At 67.1% G+C, this 18,586-nt stretch carries 19 protein-coding genes; 11 read left to right on the forward strand and 8 right to left on the reverse strand.

Features of this window, described 5'->3' with window-relative positions; all coding sequences use genetic code 11:
- The 4 genes from secD to TY25_RS29875 all read left to right on the forward strand — a co-directional run.
- The coding region (gene secD / locus TY25_RS29860; RefSeq protein ID WP_042261618.1) for a protein translocase subunit SecD at positions 1-1,210 on the forward strand (1,210 nt) is incomplete at its 5' end.
- Positions 1,207-2,421, forward strand: coding sequence for a protein translocase subunit SecF (gene secF, locus TY25_RS29865; RefSeq protein ID WP_042261621.1), 1,215 nt, complete (start codon positions 1,207-1,209; stop codon positions 2,419-2,421). The genes secD and secF, both read left to right, overlap by 4 nt.
- Before the next feature lie 17 nt (positions 2,422-2,438).
- A complete protein-coding gene (locus tag TY25_RS29870) occupies positions 2,439-4,160 on the forward strand; it encodes an ABC transporter substrate-binding protein (RefSeq protein WP_042261623.1) in 1,722 nt (573 codons plus the stop codon).
- Between the two features lie 37 nt (positions 4,161-4,197).
- On the forward strand, positions 4,198-4,770 hold the full coding sequence (locus TY25_RS29875; RefSeq protein ID WP_014986561.1) for an adenine phosphoribosyltransferase: 573 nt from the start codon (positions 4,198-4,200) through the stop codon (positions 4,768-4,770).
- A 27-nt stretch (positions 4,771-4,797) separates the two neighbouring features.
- On the opposite strand, the gene TY25_RS29880 is transcribed toward TY25_RS29875, so the two are convergent.
- A complete protein-coding gene (locus TY25_RS29880; protein WP_052383272.1) occupies positions 4,798-5,541 on the reverse strand; it encodes a class I SAM-dependent methyltransferase in 744 nt (247 codons plus the stop codon).
- 70 nt (positions 5,542-5,611) lie between these two features.
- Between TY25_RS29880 and TY25_RS29885 the strand changes: the two genes are divergently transcribed.
- On the forward strand, positions 5,612-6,187 hold the full coding sequence (locus TY25_RS29885) for a CGNR zinc finger domain-containing protein (protein WP_042261627.1): 576 nt from the start codon (positions 5,612-5,614) through the stop codon (positions 6,185-6,187).
- A 54-nt stretch (positions 6,188-6,241) separates the two neighbouring features.
- Here TY25_RS29885 and TY25_RS29890 read toward each other — a convergent pair whose 3' ends face one another.
- Positions 6,242-6,883, reverse strand: coding sequence for a TetR/AcrR family transcriptional regulator (locus TY25_RS29890; RefSeq protein WP_052383273.1), 642 nt, complete (start codon positions 6,881-6,883; stop codon positions 6,242-6,244).
- Between the two features lie 92 nt (positions 6,884-6,975).
- On the opposite strand from TY25_RS29890, the gene TY25_RS29895 reads away from it, so the two are divergent.
- The 4 genes from TY25_RS29895 (at position 6,976) to TY25_RS29910 (ending at position 11,621) form a co-directional block, all read left to right on the forward strand.
- Positions 6,976-8,403: an MFS transporter gene (locus TY25_RS29895; RefSeq protein ID WP_042261630.1), complete on the forward strand. Its 1,428-nt coding sequence runs from the start codon at positions 6,976-6,978 to the stop codon at positions 8,401-8,403.
- 270 nt (positions 8,404-8,673) lie between these two features.
- Positions 8,674-9,804, forward strand: coding sequence for a fatty acid desaturase family protein (locus TY25_RS29900; protein WP_042261632.1), 1,131 nt, complete (start codon positions 8,674-8,676; stop codon positions 9,802-9,804).
- Entirely contained in the window at positions 9,801-10,688 is an 888-nt protein-coding gene (locus TY25_RS29905; protein WP_042261634.1) for a DMT family transporter, read from the forward strand. Before TY25_RS29900 ends, TY25_RS29905 begins: the two co-directional genes overlap by 4 nt.
- 66 nt (positions 10,689-10,754) lie before the next feature.
- Positions 10,755-11,621 carry an alpha/beta hydrolase family protein gene (locus tag TY25_RS29910; RefSeq protein WP_042261636.1) on the forward strand — a complete coding sequence of 289 codons (867 nt, stop codon included), beginning with the start codon at positions 10,755-10,757 and terminating at the stop codon, positions 11,619-11,621.
- Between the two features lie 360 nt (positions 11,622-11,981).
- On the opposite strand, the gene TY25_RS29915 is transcribed toward TY25_RS29910, so the two are convergent.
- Positions 11,982-12,551 carry a putative glycolipid-binding domain-containing protein gene (locus TY25_RS29915; RefSeq protein WP_042261699.1) on the reverse strand — a complete coding sequence of 190 codons (570 nt, stop codon included), beginning with the start codon at positions 12,549-12,551 and terminating at the stop codon, positions 11,982-11,984.
- 219 nt (positions 12,552-12,770) lie between these two features.
- On the opposite strand from TY25_RS29915, the gene TY25_RS29920 reads away from it, so the two are divergent.
- Complete coding sequence (locus TY25_RS29920) at positions 12,771-14,360, forward strand: ABC-F family ATP-binding cassette domain-containing protein (protein ID WP_042261639.1); 1,590 nt, start codon at positions 12,771-12,773, stop codon at positions 14,358-14,360.
- Between the two features lie 69 nt (positions 14,361-14,429).
- Here the strand turns inward: TY25_RS29920 and TY25_RS29925 are convergent, their stop codons facing one another.
- The 4 genes from TY25_RS29925 to TY25_RS29940 all read right to left on the reverse strand — a co-directional run bounded on the left by TY25_RS29925 (position 14,430) and on the right by TY25_RS29940 (position 16,767).
- Complete coding sequence (locus TY25_RS29925; protein WP_042261642.1) at positions 14,430-15,248, reverse strand: alpha/beta fold hydrolase; 819 nt, start codon at positions 15,246-15,248, stop codon at positions 14,430-14,432.
- Between the two features lie 93 nt (positions 15,249-15,341).
- Positions 15,342-15,842, reverse strand: coding sequence for a hypothetical protein (locus TY25_RS29930; RefSeq protein ID WP_042261644.1), 501 nt, complete (start codon positions 15,840-15,842; stop codon positions 15,342-15,344).
- Between the two features lie 52 nt (positions 15,843-15,894).
- A complete protein-coding gene (locus TY25_RS29935) occupies positions 15,895-16,233 on the reverse strand; it encodes a YybH family protein (protein ID WP_162184238.1) in 339 nt (112 codons plus the stop codon).
- Positions 16,234-16,320: 87 nt separating this feature from the next.
- A complete protein-coding gene (locus tag TY25_RS29940; RefSeq protein WP_226887255.1) occupies positions 16,321-16,767 on the reverse strand; it encodes an RrF2 family transcriptional regulator in 447 nt (148 codons plus the stop codon).
- 88 nt (positions 16,768-16,855) lie between these two features.
- Between TY25_RS29940 and TY25_RS29945 the strand changes: the two genes are divergently transcribed.
- Complete coding sequence (locus TY25_RS29945) at positions 16,856-17,374, forward strand: hypothetical protein (protein ID WP_042261651.1); 519 nt, start codon at positions 16,856-16,858, stop codon at positions 17,372-17,374.
- Positions 17,375-17,631: 257 nt separating this feature from the next.
- On the opposite strand, the gene TY25_RS29955 is transcribed toward TY25_RS29945, so the two are convergent.
- A complete protein-coding gene (locus TY25_RS29955) occupies positions 17,632-18,504 on the reverse strand; it encodes a MerR family transcriptional regulator (protein WP_042261656.1) in 873 nt (290 codons plus the stop codon).
- Positions 18,505-18,586: the final 82 nt, after the last annotated feature.

An 18,586-nucleotide genomic window follows, 5' to 3' on the forward strand; every position in this document is an offset into this window, starting at 1 on the left:
GGCGGAGCCGCAGGCGCCCGCCCCGCAGAACCGCGTGTTCCCGGCCCAGGCGCCCACTACGCCGAACCCCGCGCCGGACCCGTCGCTCACCTCGCGCGAGCAGACCCAGAAGGACATCCAGCAGGCCAGGGCGACCAGGCAGAGCGCCGATCCCACCGTGCAGCAGGCCGCGATGGCCGCGATCGACTGCGGCAAGCCGGATCCGCTCGCGGGCAACGACGACCCGAATCTGCCGCTGGTGACCTGTGGTTCGGACGGCAACGTCTACCTGCTGGACAAGAGCAGGCTCGACGGCCAGGAAATCTCCGACGCCACTTCGGCTTTCGACTCGCGGCGCGCGATGAACGTGGTGCAGCTGAAGTTCAAGTCGACCGGTGCCGAGCAGTGGGCCCAGCTCACCAAGGACATGCTGTACAAGCAGGTCGCGATCACCCTCGACACCAAGGTCATCACCGCCCCGACCGTGCAGGGCGTGCAGACCGACGGCACCAGCGAGATCAGCGGTAGCTTCACCGCGGCCTCGGCCAAGGAACTGGCGAACACCCTGAAGTACGGCTCGCTGCCGCTGTCGTTCGAGACCTCCGAAGCCGAGACCGTGTCGGCGACGCTCGGCCTCTCGTCGCTGCGGGCCGGTCTGCTCGCGGGCGCGATCGGCCTGGCGGTGGTGCTGGTGTACTGCCTGCTCTACTACCGGATGCTCGGCTTCCTCGCCGGGTTCTCGCTGCTCGCCTCCGGCGTCGCGGTATACGGCCTGATCATCCTGCTGGGCCGGTGGATCAACTTCACCCTGGACCTCGCCGGTATCGCCGGTCTGATCATCGGTATCGGCCTGACCGCCGACTCGTTCGTGGTGTTCTTCGAACGCATCAAGGACGAGATGCGCGAGGGCCGCAGCTTCCGTTCGGCCGTGCCGCGCGGCTGGGCCCGCGCCCAGCGCACCAACCTCTCCGGTAAGACGGTGAGCCTCATCGCCTCCGCCGTGCTCTACATCCTCGCGGCCGGTCAGGTGAAGGGCTTCGCGTTCACCCTCGGCATCACCACGGTCCTCGACGTGATCGTGCTGTACCTGGTCACCGCGCCGCTGATGATGATGGCCTCGCGCTCGTCCTACTGGGCGAAACCGTCGGTCAACGGCCTCGGAGCGGTACAGGAAATAGCCAGGGAACGTAAGGCGAGCACCGGCGCACTGGTGCGGGAGGCGTCACGATGAACAATTCGAGCCCTACCCTGGAGCCGAGTTTCGCGGACGAGATCGACGACGCGAATGCCCCCAAGCACAGCATCTTCGAGCGGCTCTACACCGGCACCGGCGGTTTCAAGATCGTCAGCCGGCGCCGTTTCTACTACGGGCTGACCGCGGTGTTCCTGCTGATCTCGTTGCTGAGCATCGGCGTTCGCGGGTTCACCCTCGGCATCGACTTCGCGGGCGGATCGCGGATCGGCATCCCGGCCGCGGACAATGTCACCACCTCGAAGGTCGAGGACGTCTACGCGGCGACGTTCGGGCACAAGCCGGTGTCGGTGCAGAAGGTGGGTTCCGGTGCGGCGGCGACCATTCAGGTCCGCTCCGACACGCTGAGCACCAGCCAGGCCGACGAGTTGCAGACCGCGCTGTTCAACGCCTTCCATCCGAAGGACCGCAGCGGCGCGGAATCGCGCAACGCGATCAGCGTCGCCGAGATCAGCGAGACCTGGGGCGGTGAGATCACCAAGAAGGCGGTGATCGCGCTCATCGTCTTCGTGTTGCTGACGATGCTCTACATCGCGATCCGGTTCGAACGGGACATGTCCATCGCGGCCATCGGATCCCTGTTCTTCAACATGATCGTCACCGGTGGCATCTATTCGCTGGTCGGTTTCGAGGTGACGCCCGCCGCGGTGATCGGTCTGCTCACCATTCTCGGCTACGTGCTCTACGACAACGTCGTGGTGTTCGACAAGGTCGAGGAGAACACCCGCGGTGTGCTGCATCTGAGCAAGCGCACCTACGCCGAGCAGGCGAACCTGGCGGCCAACCAGACCCTGATGCGCTCGATCAACACCACCGTCATCGGCATCCTGCCGATCATCGGCATGTTGGTGATCGCGGTCTGGCTGCTGGGTGTCGGCACCCTGAAGGACCTGGCGCTGGTGCAGCTGGTCGGCATGGTCGTCGGCGCGTATTCGTCGATCTTCCTTGCGGTTCCGCTGCTGGTGTCGATCAAGGAACGCTGGGGTCCGGTCGCCGCGCACACCAAGAAGGTGCTCAACAAGCGGGCCGGTGCGGCCGGCGCGCGGGCGGCTTATGAGGCCGATCGCCGGGTCACCGCCGCGACCGGCCGGTCCTTCGGCGACGACGAGCCGCGCAGGCCCCGTGATCCCGGCCAGGCTCCCCGACCGGGCGCGCGCCCGAGCGGCAAACGGCAGAAGCGGCGGCACTGACACAGGCAGGGGAGTTCATGCGAAAGCCACGCAGCCGGACGGTCCGCCTGCTCGCGGTACTGGCCGCGGGCGTCACCGCCGCCGGACTGGCGGCCGGGTGCTCGAGCAAGAACCAGGTGCCGTCCATCGGTTATGCCGTGGATGCCACCATCGCCACCTACAACGGCGGCAGCACGCTCGGCGTGAGCTCCGGTGCTGCCGCCGTGTTCGGCCGGGTGCTCACCGGGTTCTTCTACACCGGGCCGGACGGTCAGCAGGTCGCCGACACCGATTTCGGCACCGCCAAGGAGACGCCCGCCGAGCAGCAGACCATCCAGTACCGGCTCAATCCCGACGGGGTGTACTCCGACGGCGTGCCGACCTCCTGCGACGACCTGGTGCTCACCTGGGCGGCGCGCAGCGGCCGGTTCACCAAACCCGGTGACCGGGGCCCGATTCCGGCGTTCGACGCGGCGAGCACCGCGGGCTACGCCGATATCGAGCGGGTGGACTGCCAGCCCGGTTCCCGCGACGCCCTCGTGGTGTTCCGGCCGGATCGGCGCTACGCCGCCTGGCGCACGCTGTTCGCGGCCGGGGAGGTGTTGCCCGCGCACATCGCGGCGCAGGCGGCGAACGTGCCGAACATCGTGTCGGCGGTGCAATCCGGCGACGGGAACGCCATCGGGCGGATCGCCGAGTTCTGGAACACCGGCTGGAATCTGAAGCCGGGCAAGCTGGACCTGACGCGGTTCCCCTCCTCCGGGCCGTACCGGATCGAATCCTTCAGCGAGAAGGACGGTTTGGTGCTGGTGTCGAACGAGCGGTGGTGGGGTCGCACGCCCGCGACCGGCCGGATCCTGGTGTGGCCCAAGAACGTCGACCTGAAATCCAAGGTCGGTGACAGCGCGATGGGCGTCATCGATATCGGCGCGGGATCGGTGAAAGACCTGAATCTGGACGGATTCCGGGTGGAGAACCTGCCCGGGCGCGGCGCCGAGCAGTTGGTGCTCGCCACCGGGGGCGTGCTGGGCTCCGCGGAACTGCGCCGGGCGCTGGCCCTGTGCGTGCCACGCCAGGCGCTGTTCGAGAAGCTGGGACAGGTCAAGGACGCGCCGAAAACCGGTCTCGGTTCTGGGCCGCTGAACACCCATATCGTGCAACAGGATTCGCTGTACTACGGCCCGGCGGCGGGCGCGGGAAGCAAGTTCGGCGGCGGCGACGCGGGTGGTGCCACGCAGGCCGTCGCGGCGTCCAAGGCGCAGAACCCGACCATCCGGATCGGTTATCTGCGCCCGGACGACCGGCGCGCGCAGACCGTGGCGATGATCACGGAGGCGTGCAAACCGGCGGGCCTCACGATCGTCGACGCCGGTGCCTCGGATTTCGTTCCCACCCAGCTCAGCGAGGGTAAGGTCGACGCGATCCTGGCCAGTACCGCGGCCGCGCCCGGGCCGGCCGGGTCGCTGAGCGGCGTCGTCGCGGCCAGTTCGTTGCGCACCGGTAGCGGGCTCAATTTCGGGCGATTCGGCAACGGCCGTTACGATGCGATCACCGATCAGCTTGCGGTCGACGACAACTCGACCACACAGCTGAATCTGCTCACCGAAGTCGAGAACCTGCTGTGGGCGGAGTTGCCGAGCATCCCCCTGTTTGCCACCCCGCGCACCATCGCGTTCGGCGGCGGCCTGCAGAACGGGATACCCGCGCCCAGCCAGGCCGGAACCGGGTGGAACATGGACCGCTGGGTGTTGAAGCGGTGACAGGTGCTGTGGGTGCAGTGATGATGGAGAGGTGTCGATGAGTAAGCACGCGGCGATCGAGTCCGACGAGCTAGCCGCCCAGCGGACCAGCCTGGCCGCGGACGCGGTCGAGCGTTTGACCCGCTGGCGTGACGACTTCCCCACCCCGGGAGTCCGTTTCGCCGATCTGACCCCGGTGTTCGCGGATGCCGAGGGTTTCCGCACCGTCATCGATTGCCTCGCGCACATCGCGCCCGACGCCGACCTGGTGGCCGGCGTCGACGCCCGCGGCTTCCTGATCGGCGCCGGCGTGGCCGCCAGCCTCGGCACCGGCGTGATCGCCGTCCGCAAGGCGGGCAAACTGCCACCGCCGGTCCTCGAGCGCGAATACGAACTCGAATACGGCACCGCCGCGCTCGAGATCCCCGCCGACGGCGTCCCGCTCGCGGGCCGCCGGGTGTTGCTGCTCGACGACGTGCTCGCCACCGGCGGCACCCTGGCCGCGGCCGCCGACCTGTTCCGGCAGGCCGGCGCCGAGATCGTCGCGGCCGCCGTGGTTCTGGAACTCACCTTCCTCAACGGCCGGGAGCGTCAGGGTGATTACCCGGTGACGTCCATCGTTCAGGTCTGACGCTGTCCTGGGTGGGCGAGCCCGGGGTCAGTTGACCGCGGCGACGATGTGGCGGCGGCCGTACTGCCAGATCGATCCGGCCGTTCGGAAACCCGCCGCCCGCAACAGGTTCAGGTGCTCCTCATAGGTGGTGCCACTGTCGGACGGGTGCTCCCAGCGGCGGACTTCGCGTTCGGCGACGGCCGTGGCCAGTTCCGGTTCAGCGGTGATGGCGCTCCACCAGTCGGCCCAGTTCTCGCGATCCGTGACGCCTTCCCGTTCCAGCTGCCGGGTGCCGATGGCCTCGTGTAGCTGGTCGATATCCGTTGCGTGCGTGGCCATATCGTCGCCGTTGAGCAGGATGCCGCCGGGGCGGAGCAGTTGCGCCGCTTGGCGGTAGAGCGCGGCGAGCTGATCGGAGTAGAGCCAGTGCAGGGCGGTGGTGCTGACGATCGCGTCGATCTGACCGGCGGGCAGTCCGGCCGCCCAGGCCGGATCCGCGAGATTGTGGTCGACGAGCTCGAATCCGTATGCCGTGCGCGCCAATTCGAGCAGCACCGGGTCGGCGTCGATACCGATGACGCGGGCCTGGGGCAGCCGTTCCCGGATGCGGGCGCCGAGTGAGCCGGGGCCGCATGCCACGTCGAGCACCACCGGGTCGGGGCGGTCCGCGTTGGCGGCCACCGCATCGGCGATCACCGCGAACATGAGTTCGCGATCGGGCAGGTACCCCTCCTGCTGGCGATCCCAGCGATCGATCCAGGCATGGGCGAGGGTGGGTGTCAACGACATGAGTAACTCCGTTACTGTCATAAGCATCAACGACAGTGACGACTGTAGCGAGAGTGAGGTGACTGATCAAGTGCATTTAGACAGTCACGCGTTGGGTGTGGTCGAAGACGGTGTCGCGTTGATCAACGCCGCGGTCCCCGGTGAGCGCCGCGGCAAGCCCTACCCGCCGGCCGCCGACGACGCGGAACTGCACGCGCGGATGGACGGCGTGGTCTCGACCCTGTTCGGCGTGCACGCGCAACCCGAGGACGCCCCCGGCCTGGCCCGCGCGGCTGCGCAGTTGCGGCAGGTCTTCGACGCGGTCACCGCCGACGACATGGATTCCGCTGCCGCCCAGATCAATTCGATGATCACCGAGTACGGTGCGCGACCGACCCTGATCCGGCACGGCACCCAGCCGTGGCATCTGCACTTCCACGCCCCAGACGCCGCGCTGGTGCCCGGCATCGCCGCCGCGTGCGCCGTCGGCCTCGCCTACGTCCTCGGCAGCGAGCACGCCGACCGCATCGGCCTGTGCTCGGCCGGCAACTGCGACCGCGCCTACCTCGACACCTCCCGCAACGGCACCAAACGCTTCTGCAGCACCGCCTGCCAGAACCGCGCCAAGACCGCGGCCTTCCGCGCCCGGCGCGCCGCGAACACCTGAGGTTCCGGGCGGAAGTGGTTGTTCAGGAAGGGATTCCGGCGACCAGTCCGTCGATCAGGTGGCCGATCGCGGTGGTGGTGCGGTATGCGTCGCGGATGGTCGCCCATTTCGGGAGCATGCGTACGGTGGTGGGGAACTCGGCCAGGATCTCGTGGTCGGCCTGATCGGTCCAGCGGGGCGGGGGTCGCCGCGATGCGCGGCTTCGGCGCGTTCGGCTTCGGCGCGGCGCATCATGAGTTCGCCGAGTACGAAACGCCAGATGGCGGAGTACATGTAGCCGGCGTAGTCGTCGGTGGCGCCGAGCCGGGTCGCGGTGTCGACGAATTCGTCGAGAATCCACATCGCCGCGCGGCCGAAGGATTCGCCGCTGACGAGAATATCGGCGACCCAAGGCATTTGATGTAGGACGTCGATCAGGTAGGCGACGATCGCGACGAGCCGGTCCCGGGGGTCGGCGGGCAGGTCCGGGCGATCCAGTTCGTCCGCGCGGGCGCTGAGGACGGCGATCATCAGTGCCGCCTTGGTGGGGAAGTGGTGATAGACGGCGGCGGTGCTGACGCCGAGTTCGTCGGCGAGCTTACGCATGCTGAAGGCTTGCGCCCCGCCTGTGGTGAGCAGCCGCGTGGTGACGGTCACGACGTCGTCGCGGTGCACCCGGATCGGTCGGCCGCGCCTGCGGGTCACGTTGCTGCTCACCCTCTCATTCTGCGGATCGAGGCTCTCGACACTCAGGTAAGGCTGTGCTAACTATATTAAACACACGCGTTACTTAATTATGGAGGTTTGTCGTGACAGAGCGAACCGGCGCACGCAAGGGGTGGGCGCTCGGCGTCGTATTCCTCGTGATGTTCCTTGTCTCCCTGGATCTTTCGATCGTGAACGTGGCACTGCCCGCGATCGACGAGACGTTGAATTTCGGTCCGTCCGGGCTCAGCTGGGTGATCAACGCCTACCTGCTCACCTTCGCCGGGCTCATGCTGCTCGGCGGCAGGCTGGCCGACCTCACCGGCAAGCGCACGCTGCTGCTCGCGAGCCTCGGTCTGTTCGCGCTCGCCAGCGCGTGGGGTGGGGCGGCGCAGCACGGTTGGGAGTTGCTCGCGGCGCGGGCGCTGCAAGGCGTCGGCGCCGCGGTGCTGGCGCCGATGACGTTGGCGCTGGCGACCTCGGAATTCCCGGAGGGGCCCGAGCGCACGAAATCCATGTCGGTGTGGGGCGGGGCGGGAGCTGCCGGCGGCGCGGTCGGCGTGGTGCTCAGCGGCGTGCTGACCGATCATCTCGGCTGGCGCTGGGTGATGTGGGTGAACCTGGTGTTCGTCATCGCGGCCGCGGTGGCGGTGCAGCGCGGCACCGACAACCGGGTGGCCGCGCGGCGCGGCCGCCCCGACGTGCTCGGCGCGGCACTGGTCACCTTCGGCACGACGGCCCTGGTGCTCGGGGTGATCGCCACGGAAAGCCATTCGTGGGGTTCGCTGCGGGTGCTCGGCTGGTTCGCCGCGGGCGCGGTCCTGCTCGCCGGATTCGCCTGGGCCGAAACAAGAGCCGCGGATCCGCTGGTGCCGCTCGAATTCCTGCGGCGGCGCTCGCTGCTCGGCGCCACGCTGTTCGGGTTCATGCTCACGTCCGGGCAGATCGCCAGCTTCTACTTCGTCGCCCAGTTCCTGCAGCGGGTGCTCGGGTACAGTCCGACGCTCACCGGGGTGGCGTTCCTGCCGTTCTGCGTGGGCGTCGTGATCGGCCTGCGGATCGCGATGGTGGTGACCCCGAAGTGGGGTCCGCGTCCGGTGCTGCTGGTCGGCGGGCTGGTCGGTGCGCTCGGGCTGCTGTGGTTCGGCTTCGCGGATCCGTCGACCACTTTCCTGACCGGCCTGCTCGGTCCGTCGCTGGTGGGCAGCATCGGGATCGGTGCGTCGGTGGTCGCGATGGGTACCGCCGCGGTCGCGGGCGTGCCCGCCGAACAGTCCGGGCTCGCGTCGGGCGTGCTCAACAGCGTCCGCCAGCTCGGCGGTTCGCTCGGCCTGGCCGTCCTGGTGACGATCTCCGCCCAGGTCATCGGAAACGACAGCAGCAGAGCGTCCTTGGCGGACGGTTACACCACGTCGCTGTGCCTGGCCGCCGGTCTGCTCGCCGCCGGGGCCGTCATCGGCACGCTGGTCCTGCCGAAGGCGGTGCGGGCGCAGCCGCCGACGGAGATCGCGGTGGCGGCAGCGGTGGAGTGACAAAGGCAGCACGAATTTCGGCGGGGCCGGTGTGAATATCCGGCCCCACCGGTATATTCCCGGCGGTCCTCGAGTTGACGTGGCCAGTTCCGACCGGACGGTTCATGAGAATTACCCCCAGTTGTCACGGCTTCCCCAGTCCTCGGGTGCTGACGTAGGCTGAGCTCGATAATTCTGTCGGGTGGTGCAGGGGGATACGCGGGTAATTCATCAGAAGTCTTTTTCTTGCTGCTCGGAATTTGCGGAGTCCGGACCGTTGGGGATACAGCCATGTCGCAAAACAGTGAATTGATTCAGCACGAAGACCGGGTTCGGCAACGTTGCCGGGCATCGAAGCCGAAGGTCGGTGGATTCAAACGGGAACTTTCACCGGAGACCAAAGAAGCCGTCAAAGATATCCACAACAGCAGGGACAACTGGCACGGGCCGCTGGGTCTCTGCATCGACTGGCTGGTCGTCGCCGGCGTCGCCGTCGTCGTCGTGCTGTGTGACTATCAACCCCTCGTCTACCTGGCCGGCGTGCTCATCGTGGGAGGTAGACAGCGTGCGCTGCGCAGCCTGATGCACGAGGCGAGTCACGCGAAACTCACCCGGCACGGTCCGCTCAATCTCTGGCTGGGCCGGGTGTTCATCGCCTGGCCGCTGTTCTCCGGTTTGTCCGCGTACACCTGCGCGCATTGCGAACACCACCGCCATCTGTGGGACGACCGCCGTGATCCGAAACTGCTCGGCTACCTGCGCCTGGGATTGGTGAACCCGCGGGACATGAAGCAATTCGCCGGTAAACACCTCTTGAAACCGCTGCTTATGGTGCACGCGCCGTTCCAAGTCGTGGCGGACCTCATCGGGCGAGACGAGGATCGTCGGGAAACGCGACTTCGTTTTGTTTTCCTCGTGGTCGTCTCCGCGGGATTCTTCGTCGCCGGATTCGGTCTGGACTTTCTGCTGCTGTGGGTGGTGCCGTACGCGACGGTCTATCAAATTCTGCGTTACTGGAGTGATATCGCCGACCACGCCGGATTGCGCTCCGACGACCCTTGGCAGTCGACGCGCAGCTGGGACGCGTCCTGGCTCGTCCGGCAATTCCTCGCCCCGCACAATTCCAACTGGCATCTGGCGCATCACCTCTACCCGGCCGTGCCGCACTATCGAATTCGCCGGTTGCACCGGACGCTGCAAGCGGTGCCCTCGTACCAGAAGGCGCATCACTGCGACGGTTTCGTGTTCGCGCGGCGCGGTTGTCATCCGTCCGTCGTGCAGGATGTGCTCGCGCCGGAACGGTTGACGGAGCTGCGATCTCGTCATCTGGCGGACGGCGGGCGTGGCGCGCTGGTGCCGGGATGCGCGCGGACCTGTCCGGTGCCCGCACTGCGTCCGGCCGTTCCGAACGAGCACGGATGAGCCTCGAAGTAGCGGCGCAGCGCGGGTCCGGCATCTGGTTCGGTGCGCTGCTGGCACTCGGGTCCAGTGTCGCGGTCGGGTCCGCGATCGCGGCGACGACGGCATTGACGGAATTTCCGATCCTGACGGGACAGGCGATCAGATACGGCATCGCCGCCGTGCTCATGGTCGTCTGCTTCCGCGGAAGGTTGCCGCGGGTCAGCACGCCGCAGCTGGTCCGGATCGGGGTGCTCGGGGCGACCGGCCTGGCGGGCTTCAACATCTGCCTCGTGACTGCGCTGCAACGCGTGGACGCGGGCGTCGTCGGCGCGGTGGTCGGTGCGGTGCCGGTGGTGCTGGCGATCGCGGGTCCGCTCATGGCCGGACGCTCACCGTCGGCGAAGGCGGTGCTGGCCGCCGGGATCGTGACGACCGGCGCGGTCGTCGTGCAGTGGACCGGCAGCGCGGGCGATCCGGTCGGACTCTTGCTGGCGACCGGCGCGCTCGCCGGTGAATGTGCGTTCTCGCTGGTGGCGATCCCGCTGGTGCGCGAGATCGGGGCGCAGGCCACAGCGGCGTATGCGGCCGCAGCCGGGGCGATCCTGTGCGCGATCGTCGCGGTGCCGGTCGATCTGCCCGCGCTGCGCTGGCCCACGGCAGGGGAGTCGGCGGCGATCGGCTACCTGGCCGTCGTGGCCTCGGCCGGTGCCTTCCTCATGTGGTACGCCGCGCTGGATCGGATCCCGGTCGAGACGGCCGGCGCGTTCGCGGGAGTGGTGCCGGTGTGCGCGTTGCTCACCGGGATCCTGCTCGGGGTTTCGGAAAGCTCGGCGCTGCGTTTCATGGGCGCCGGAATCGTCGGTCTCGGGGTGGTGATCGCGACCTGCACGCCGAAGCGGCGGTGACCCGGCCGCTCCTCGTTGACAGCGGGCACACCGCGTGTCGAGGATGATCATGAACGAGGAGGACCGTTGATCCCAGCTGCCGAGGCCACCACCGAGACCGTGCGCGCCGCAGACGGTGCGACCACCGAGGTCCGGATGTACCGGCAAGCCGCGGATCCATCCGCGCCGGTCGTGATCTGCATGCCCGCCATGGCAACCCCCGCCGCCGGCTATGTGCCGCTGGCGGAGGCGTTGTTCCAGGCCGGTTTTCAAGTGGTGCTCGGCGAATTGCGCGGGCAGGGAACGAGTTCCGTGCGGCCGCGGCGCGGCGTGCGCTACGGCTACCACGAGATCGTGACCTTCGACTACCCCGCCCTGTTCGAGGCGGTCGCAGCGGCCTTCCCCGAGGCTCCGCGATACCTGCTCGGGCACAGCCTAGGTGGGCAACTCGGCGCGCTCTACCTGGGGCAACAGCCGCACCAGGCCGCCGGGGCGATCCTGATCGGCGCACCGTCCTGCCACCACCGCGGCTGGCCGTTCCCCCGAAACCTCGGAATCTTCGCAGCGGCCCACCTTGCCGTCGGTATCGGGTCGGTTGTCGGCTACTTCCCCGGCCGACGTCTGGGCATCCTCGGCAACGACTCGACCCGCCTCATGCGCGACTTCGCCGCCCAAATCCGTTCCGGCCGTTACCGTGTCCCCTCCTCACCCCTCGACTTCGAATCCGACCTCTCCCGAGTGACCCTGCCGGTACTCGTAGTCACCATCGAAGGCGACAACATGGCAACCGCCCACGGCGTCCGCGCCCTGAGCGAAAAACTCACCCACGCCGCCATCACCCGCATCGACCTGGGTTTCGGCGATGCGGCACACCGCAATCCGCATTACGCCTGGATTCGCGACAACGCCGGGTTGGTCGACCGAGTCCGGACCTTCATCGGCTCGGAGGCGTAGGCGGTACCCGCCTTGTGCCTCGGCGGGTTTCACGGTGCCGACGCGCTGTGAGGTGGGGGCTCACAGACTTTCCATACTGTTCACAGCAGCTACAGCCCCTGCGAACAGTACGAAACCTCTGTGAGCCCCCACCTATCTGTCGCTTGGTACAGACCAGCCGGTTTCGCCACACAACCCAGACGACCACGCCGGAACCCCGCCCCACGCATCTGACGTGCACCTACAGCCGGGTACGGCACACGGCGTGCTCAGCACTATCCCGGTAACTCCCGCGGCAGGTACACAAAACTGGGTAGTCACACTTCGGAAGCCAGCCGACAAGCCCAAACGCAAGGAAACCCGACAAACCCGAACGAGCGGTCACGACCTGGGCGAAACACGTTGCGCCATGGTCGGATACGTGACGACCATGGCGTCGAGGTCGACGAGCAGATCCTGGGTGTAGGTGCCGGACGTGAACCGGACGGACGCGCCATCGGGCGTGGTGGTCAGGTGGGTGTAGCTCTGCAGGGACAGCGTGACTTCGAGGCTGGGGACCTCGATGAACGCCATGTGGAAGTCCGCGTGCCCAGGGCTGCGATGCAGGTCGGTGCGCAGGATGGGCATGGTGTTGGTGAGCGGCGAGAAGGCCAGATCGCAGTCGAGGGCATCGTCGAGATCCGGGCGCGCGACGCCGTCGAACGTCCATTGTGACCCGGTGCGACGGAGGTCCAACTCGTGGCGGGTGGAGCCGGTGATCGCGGTGACGGTCATGCGCGTGGTGGCGGCGCGGTCGTCGGTGTCGAGCGTGTAGGACAGCCAGTAGGGCGTGGGAGATTGCGCGACGGCGTGGCCTTCGGCGTGCAGGGCAAGGCCGTTCGCGGTGAGCCAGCACGACTCGAACCCTGCGGTTTCGGTTACCGCCCAGACGAATTGGCGTCGCTCGATCATCCGTTCACGGTAACTCCCGGCACCGACACACATCATCCCCGGCCGGGTGCGCCAGGTGTGTGTGATCGAAATTGCACTGGCGGGAGTCGCGGGGGTGTGGTTATTCTGGGCGAGTCTTGTTCCCGTTGATCGGAGTCATGCCGTTGATCTTCTGAGGTAGCCACTCGGGCGGTCCGCATTCGCGTGCCGCGTCTTCCGGAGCAACCTCATGGAGTCGCCATGACCAATATTTCATTTTCCGATCTCACTTTCTCGTGGCCTGATGGCACACCTGTGTTCGAGGGGCTCGACGGCGTGCTCGGTCCTGGCCATATCGGCCTGGTCGGCAGCAACGGAGCGGGTAAATCGACACTGCTGCGGCTGATCGCCGGCGAGCTCACTCCGGCCCGCGGATCGATCACCCGCACCGGCCACCTCGGCTATCTCCGGCAGGACCTCGGTCTCGCGGCGGGGCAGCGGGTGGATGCCGTGCTCGGTATCGCCGATATCCGGAAAGCGTTGCACCGCATCGAATCCGGTGACGGCGACGAGTCCGACTTCGACCTCGTCGGCAACCGCTGGGACGTCGAGGAGCGGGCTATCGCGCTGCTCGGCCGGCTCGGCCTGCACTATGTCGCCGATTCGGCCGCACAGCTGGATCGCCGGTTGGCAACCCTGTCCGGCGGTGAGACGACGCTGCTCGGGCTGATCGCGGAACTGCTGGCCGAACCGCAGATCCTGCTGCTCGACGAGCCGACGAACAATCTGGATCAGGTTGCCCGCGAACGGCTCTACGATGTGGTCGCCCAGTTCTCCGGCGCAGTGCTCACGGTCAGTCACGACCGTGAACTGCTGGAGCGGATGACCACCATCGCAGAGCTGCGGCAAGGCGAGATCCGTTTGTTCGGCGGCAATTTCAGCGCCTACGAGCGGGTTGTCGAGGCCGAGCAGAAGGCCGCGCGGGCGGCGGTCCGGGATGCGCGCAGCGATGTGCGCAAACAGGCGCGCGAACTCGTCGAAGCGCACATCAAACTGGATCGCAGGATGCGCTACGGGCAGAAGATGTGGGACCAGAAGCGGGAGCCGAAAATCATTATGGCGGAACGCAAACGGCAGGCGCAGGTGTCGGCGGGCAAGCTGCGCAACAACCACATCGACAAACTGGAGACGGCCAAGGATCAGCTGCAGCATGCCCAGGATCTGCTGCGGGACGACCGCGAGATCCGGGTGGATCTGCCTGGCACGCGGCTGTACCCGGGGCAGGATGTGATCGAGTTGGACCGGGTGCGGTTGGCCTGCGGGCCGACGGTCTCACTACGGGTGAACGGCCCGGAGCGGATCGCCCTGACCGGACGCAACGGTGTGGGTAAAACCACGCTGCTGCAACAGATCGCGGCGATCGGGCCGAAGGTGCCGTGGCGGATGCTGCCGCAGCGTCTCGACATCTTCGACGAGCAACGGACGGTGTTCGAGAATGTGGCGGCGGCCGCGCCGCATGCACTGCCGGAACAGATCCGGACCAGGTTGGCCCGGTTCCTGTTCCGCGGTGCGGACGCCGACGTCGCGGCCGCGGCGTTGTCCGGTGGCGAACGGTTGCGGGCGGCGCTGGCGATGCTGCTGCTCGCCGATCCCGCGCCGAAGCTGCTGCTGCTCGATGAGCCGACCAACAATCTCGACCTGCCCAGTCTGGAACATCTCACCCAGGCGCTGGCCGGATTCGAGGGCGCGCTGATCGTGGTCAGTCACGATCCGCGCTTCCTCGACGAGATCGGCGTGACGCGCAAGCTCGAGCTCACCGCGGACGGGCTGAGCGAAACGCTGGTCCGTTAGTAGAGCGCCCGGGCGCCCCTCGATTCTCGATCGAGGGGCGCTCTGGTGATCGAACGCCTCGGCCGCGGTTCAGGACACGTGAACGCCGGTGAACGACAGCAGGATTCGCGCGGTTCGGGTCGGGTCCTCGATCGGTGGCGAATGGCCGACCTCCGGCATGATCACCACCAGCGCACCGGGAACGACACGGTACTCGGGTGCGGCGGAGGGCCGCCACCGCTGGTCCTGCTCGCCGAACAGAACTAGCAGCGGCTTACCGAGGTGTGCGAGGCGTTCGGGAAGGCCGCGCTCGTTCAGGTAGGCCGGGACGGCCTGCGAGGTTGCGGCGAACACCTGTAAGTCCATGTCGCGCAACTGATCCAGCAAGGTATGCGGGATCCGGTACCCCGGCGCGAAGGCGGAGGCGGCCGCCTGCCGCAACTGCTCGTCGGTGATATGCGGCCACGCACGCGGGTCGATGCCGCCTTCCTGTCCGAGGTAGGCAGACATGTCGGGACCGGTGCCGATCAGCACGACGGCGCGCACCAGATCGGGTCGTTGCTCGGTCAGGGCGGTGGCGACGACGCCGCCACTGGAATGCCCGATCACACAGGCGCGTTCGATACCGAGCCGGTCCAGCACGGCCGCCGCTCGGCGAGCCTGGTCTGGGACGGCATAGCTCCCGTCGGCCGGGTGGGCCGAGCGACCACAGCCGGGCAGATCGATCCGGACGACGCGATGCGATCCGGTCAGCAGCGGAACCATCGGCTCCCACGATGCGGCCGACGCGGCGGTGCCGTGGATGAGCAGGAGGACGGGGGCGTCGTGCGGGCCGTCCTGATATACGTGTATCGCGCCGCCGTCCAGACTCAGCGATTCGGCATATGATTTGTCCTCGGAAACAGTCATAGGTGCACTGTCCCCGCCGGACGGCGCCGCTGGCTTGGACAAATGTTCCTGCGGCCGTCGGTTCGGAGCAGAGGCGGTGGGTACCTGACTCAGCTACGAGTCCTGAACCGCCCGTGGGGCAGGGGATTGCGCGGCTGGCGTCAGGCACAGGATCGTCAGCAGGGGGAAGATCGCCAGCGGTGTCACGAAGACGACGTTGGCGGGGGCGGAGTAATAGAAGGCATCGATCGGGATCGCCGCGAGCACACCCGCGAACAACTGGCCGAGAACCACCAAACACGCACCGGTCAGCAACAGATATCGCCCGGACCTGTTGCCGCGCAGGAGGTATATCGCGCCGGCGGTGAGGAGGCCCGTGATGAGCAGGAACGCCAGTGCCAGCATCGTCAGCAGGTTATCTGCGGTGATCGTCGAGCCGCCGATCGATAGATAGTCCTTGTCCTGCCATTTGCCTTCCTGCGACTGGATCCACGCGCCGAGAGCCTGCACGGCCCACAGGAGTGCGCCGGGGATCGCCAGCCACACCGCGATCCGAAAGCGCGCCTCCTGGAATCGAACCCACCCCGCCCATGCTCGCGCGACGACCGCACCCATCAGCTTCCCCCGTCTATCGGCTGTCCCGATGCCAAGGCTAGCTACCGAAGCATCAACTGTCGGAGTCGTCTACGAGGATGCGCCAGCTGTCATCATCCTGGCGGCGCAACACCATGGTCGCGACCCCTTCGAACCGATCCTGCCCGCCGATCTCGCCATTTCGAAGGCGGGTGGTCCACACATTCGTCACCAGCGCCACGTCGCCGGCCCGGATGATCTTCGCTGCGTGCGTCGATATCTCGGGTCGCAGGGCTAGGCGCTGTTCGTACATCGCCAGCAAAGCGGCGTGTCCGCGTACGAGCACGCCATCCGCCTGGACGAAACACGCATCCTCGTCGAAATACCGTACGACCGCACTCGGATCGCCGGCGTTGATCGCGTCGGTGATCATCGGCAGGAGGTCTTCGGGGGTTCGCGCTGTCATCTCGAACTCTCCGTTGTCATCTCGGCTTCTCTCCGCGTCCGCTGTCGAGTGAGCTCAACGATCCCGTTGCGCGACTTCGCGTTCGATCGTCGTCACGTGCCCGGCCAGGTCGGCGATGGAGGTTCGGCCGAGCCGTTCGGCCAAAGCCTGTTCGGCGGCGCAGAACTCGGTCTCGAGTAGTCCCCGCATATGGCGACCCACTTCGCACTCGGCATTGGGCGGATGTGGATGCCGCGACAGAATCGGACCTTCTTCGACGGCGGTGTACACGTCATAGAGCGTGATCTCGTGCGGAGCCCGCGCGAGCGACCAGCCGCCGCCGCGTCCCTCCGTGGACGACACCAGCCCCGCCTCGCGCAGCCCACCGAGTATGCGCCGCACCAGAACAGCGTTGCTCGCCAAACTGTTCGCGATCTCCCCGGAGGTCAGCGACCGATCTCCCCAACACGCCAGCATCGTCAGCGCATGAATCGCAACCGCCGTCCGACTACTGACCCCCACCACACCCTCCTCGCCGACAAGAACTGCAACTACGATAGTTGCAGTTCTTGGCTTTCGCCAATCCGGAACCCCTGCGCTCGGTTCCGAGGTGGCGATCGGGTTGTATCTGCGAAGCCATCCCTACGAGGACCCGGTATCGAGAGAGATCGAAGGCGCGCTCAGCGGGATGCCGGGAGTCCATCGGGTGTCGAGCGAGGTCGACGAGAATTCCAGGACGATCGTCGTGTTGGCCGAGGAGGCGTCGGCCGAGCAGACCGCGGCGGTGCTCGACACGTTTCGCGAAAGAGTCGCGGCTACGCAGGAATACCGACGGTCGCGGTCCGATATCGAATTTCGCCGCAGGGGCGAGCGCAGCTTCTTCACGGCAGGGACAACGGGGCTCGGCACGGCCTCGGGCCTGGTGGTCCAATGGGTTGCCCTGAGTAGAGCGTTTCCCCAGCACGAGGTGAGGTGGACCTATCAGTGGTCAGCCCTTTCACGTTCTTGGCTCGGGCCGGACGACGTGATCTCGATGGGCGCCACCGGTGTCGGCGATAACGCGCTGAAGTTGGTCGAGGGGAACGGCTTCGACGCGGTCAGCTCGAGCTCTCGGTCTGGCATCGGCTGAACGCCGAAAGGAACCCGGCGCACCGTGTCCAGATCGAGTGGCCCTCCCCGTCGACGAACCCGGGGACCGGCCGCTGATACTGGATCAGCCCCGTCACCCACAGCGTGCCGTCTTGGTCCACGTGGTACCAATCATCGATCTCGGGCACTTGCGTTCTCAGGACGTTGAAGAATCGCTGTTCGTCCGGTGTCGGATCTTGCTCGCGCACAATGCCATCGTGCGCGTTGACCTTTGCTGCCGCTGGCCTGCGCGGGATGTCAGGTGGACTGGGTGAGGGCGTTGTATAGCCAGTTGTGGGCTTGGCCGATGGTGACGCGGGAGTCGAGGAGGTGGGCGGTCAGGGTCCAGTAGTGGTGGATTCGGGCGTCGGAATCGGTTGCGTCGGTGAGTAATTGCTGTCGGAAGATGGTTGAGTCCTTTTCGCCGCGGGCTCGGGCGTGGGCGGTGACGAATCGGTCGAGTTCAGCGCCCGGCTGTGGGGGTGCTCCCTCCGCGACGCGATGGACGACTTCGACCATCAGCTCGCCCATCTCGCGGTATAAGGCGTACGGATCGCGGATCAGTTCTGGTCGTTGCCGCCAATATTGCCGTCGCACAGCACTGCTCATGCCCGGAGCGGCCGTGAGTGCGATCAATTCGGCGTACGCGACCACCTCGTCGACGGACGGGGCGGCGGGTGGTTCCGGCACATTCCAGTAGATCCACGGATCGCTGGCGGCTCGGGGGAGCGGCGCGAGGACCCGCTGCCAGAATCGGACGAGGGATTCGTGGAGCGCCGTGCCGTCCTGGGCGACGGCCAGCAGCGCGAGCCGCTCGGTTCGCTGTGCGGCAGTGGTCGTTTCGATGGCCCGCAATGAGGCCCGCCGCCACGCGAGGGTCCGCAATTCGTCGTCCAGGCGCGCACTTTCGGCGGCGATCACCTCGGTCAGCGACCGTTGCTCGTGCAGCACACCGGTGATCGAATCGAGTCCGAGCCCGAATGCGCGCAATTGCCGTACCAGCAGCAATCGTTCGGTGGCGTCGTCGGCGTCGAACATCCGATGCCCACCGGCGCTGCGCTGGGGTTCGAGAATGCCTTCGTCGCAGTAGAACCGGATGGTGCGCACCGAAAACCCGGTTCGGCGTGCCAATTCCCCAATGCTCACCAGCCCGCCGACTCGTGTGTCCTCTGTCACAAGCTCTTGAACCTCCACCCCGCTGGAGCTCTTAGCG

It is taken from the genome of Nocardia brasiliensis NBRC 14402 (genome assembly GCF_000308475.2).
GTDB classification, from domain to species: Bacteria; Actinomycetota; Actinomycetes; order Mycobacteriales; family Mycobacteriaceae; genus Nocardia; species Nocardia brasiliensis.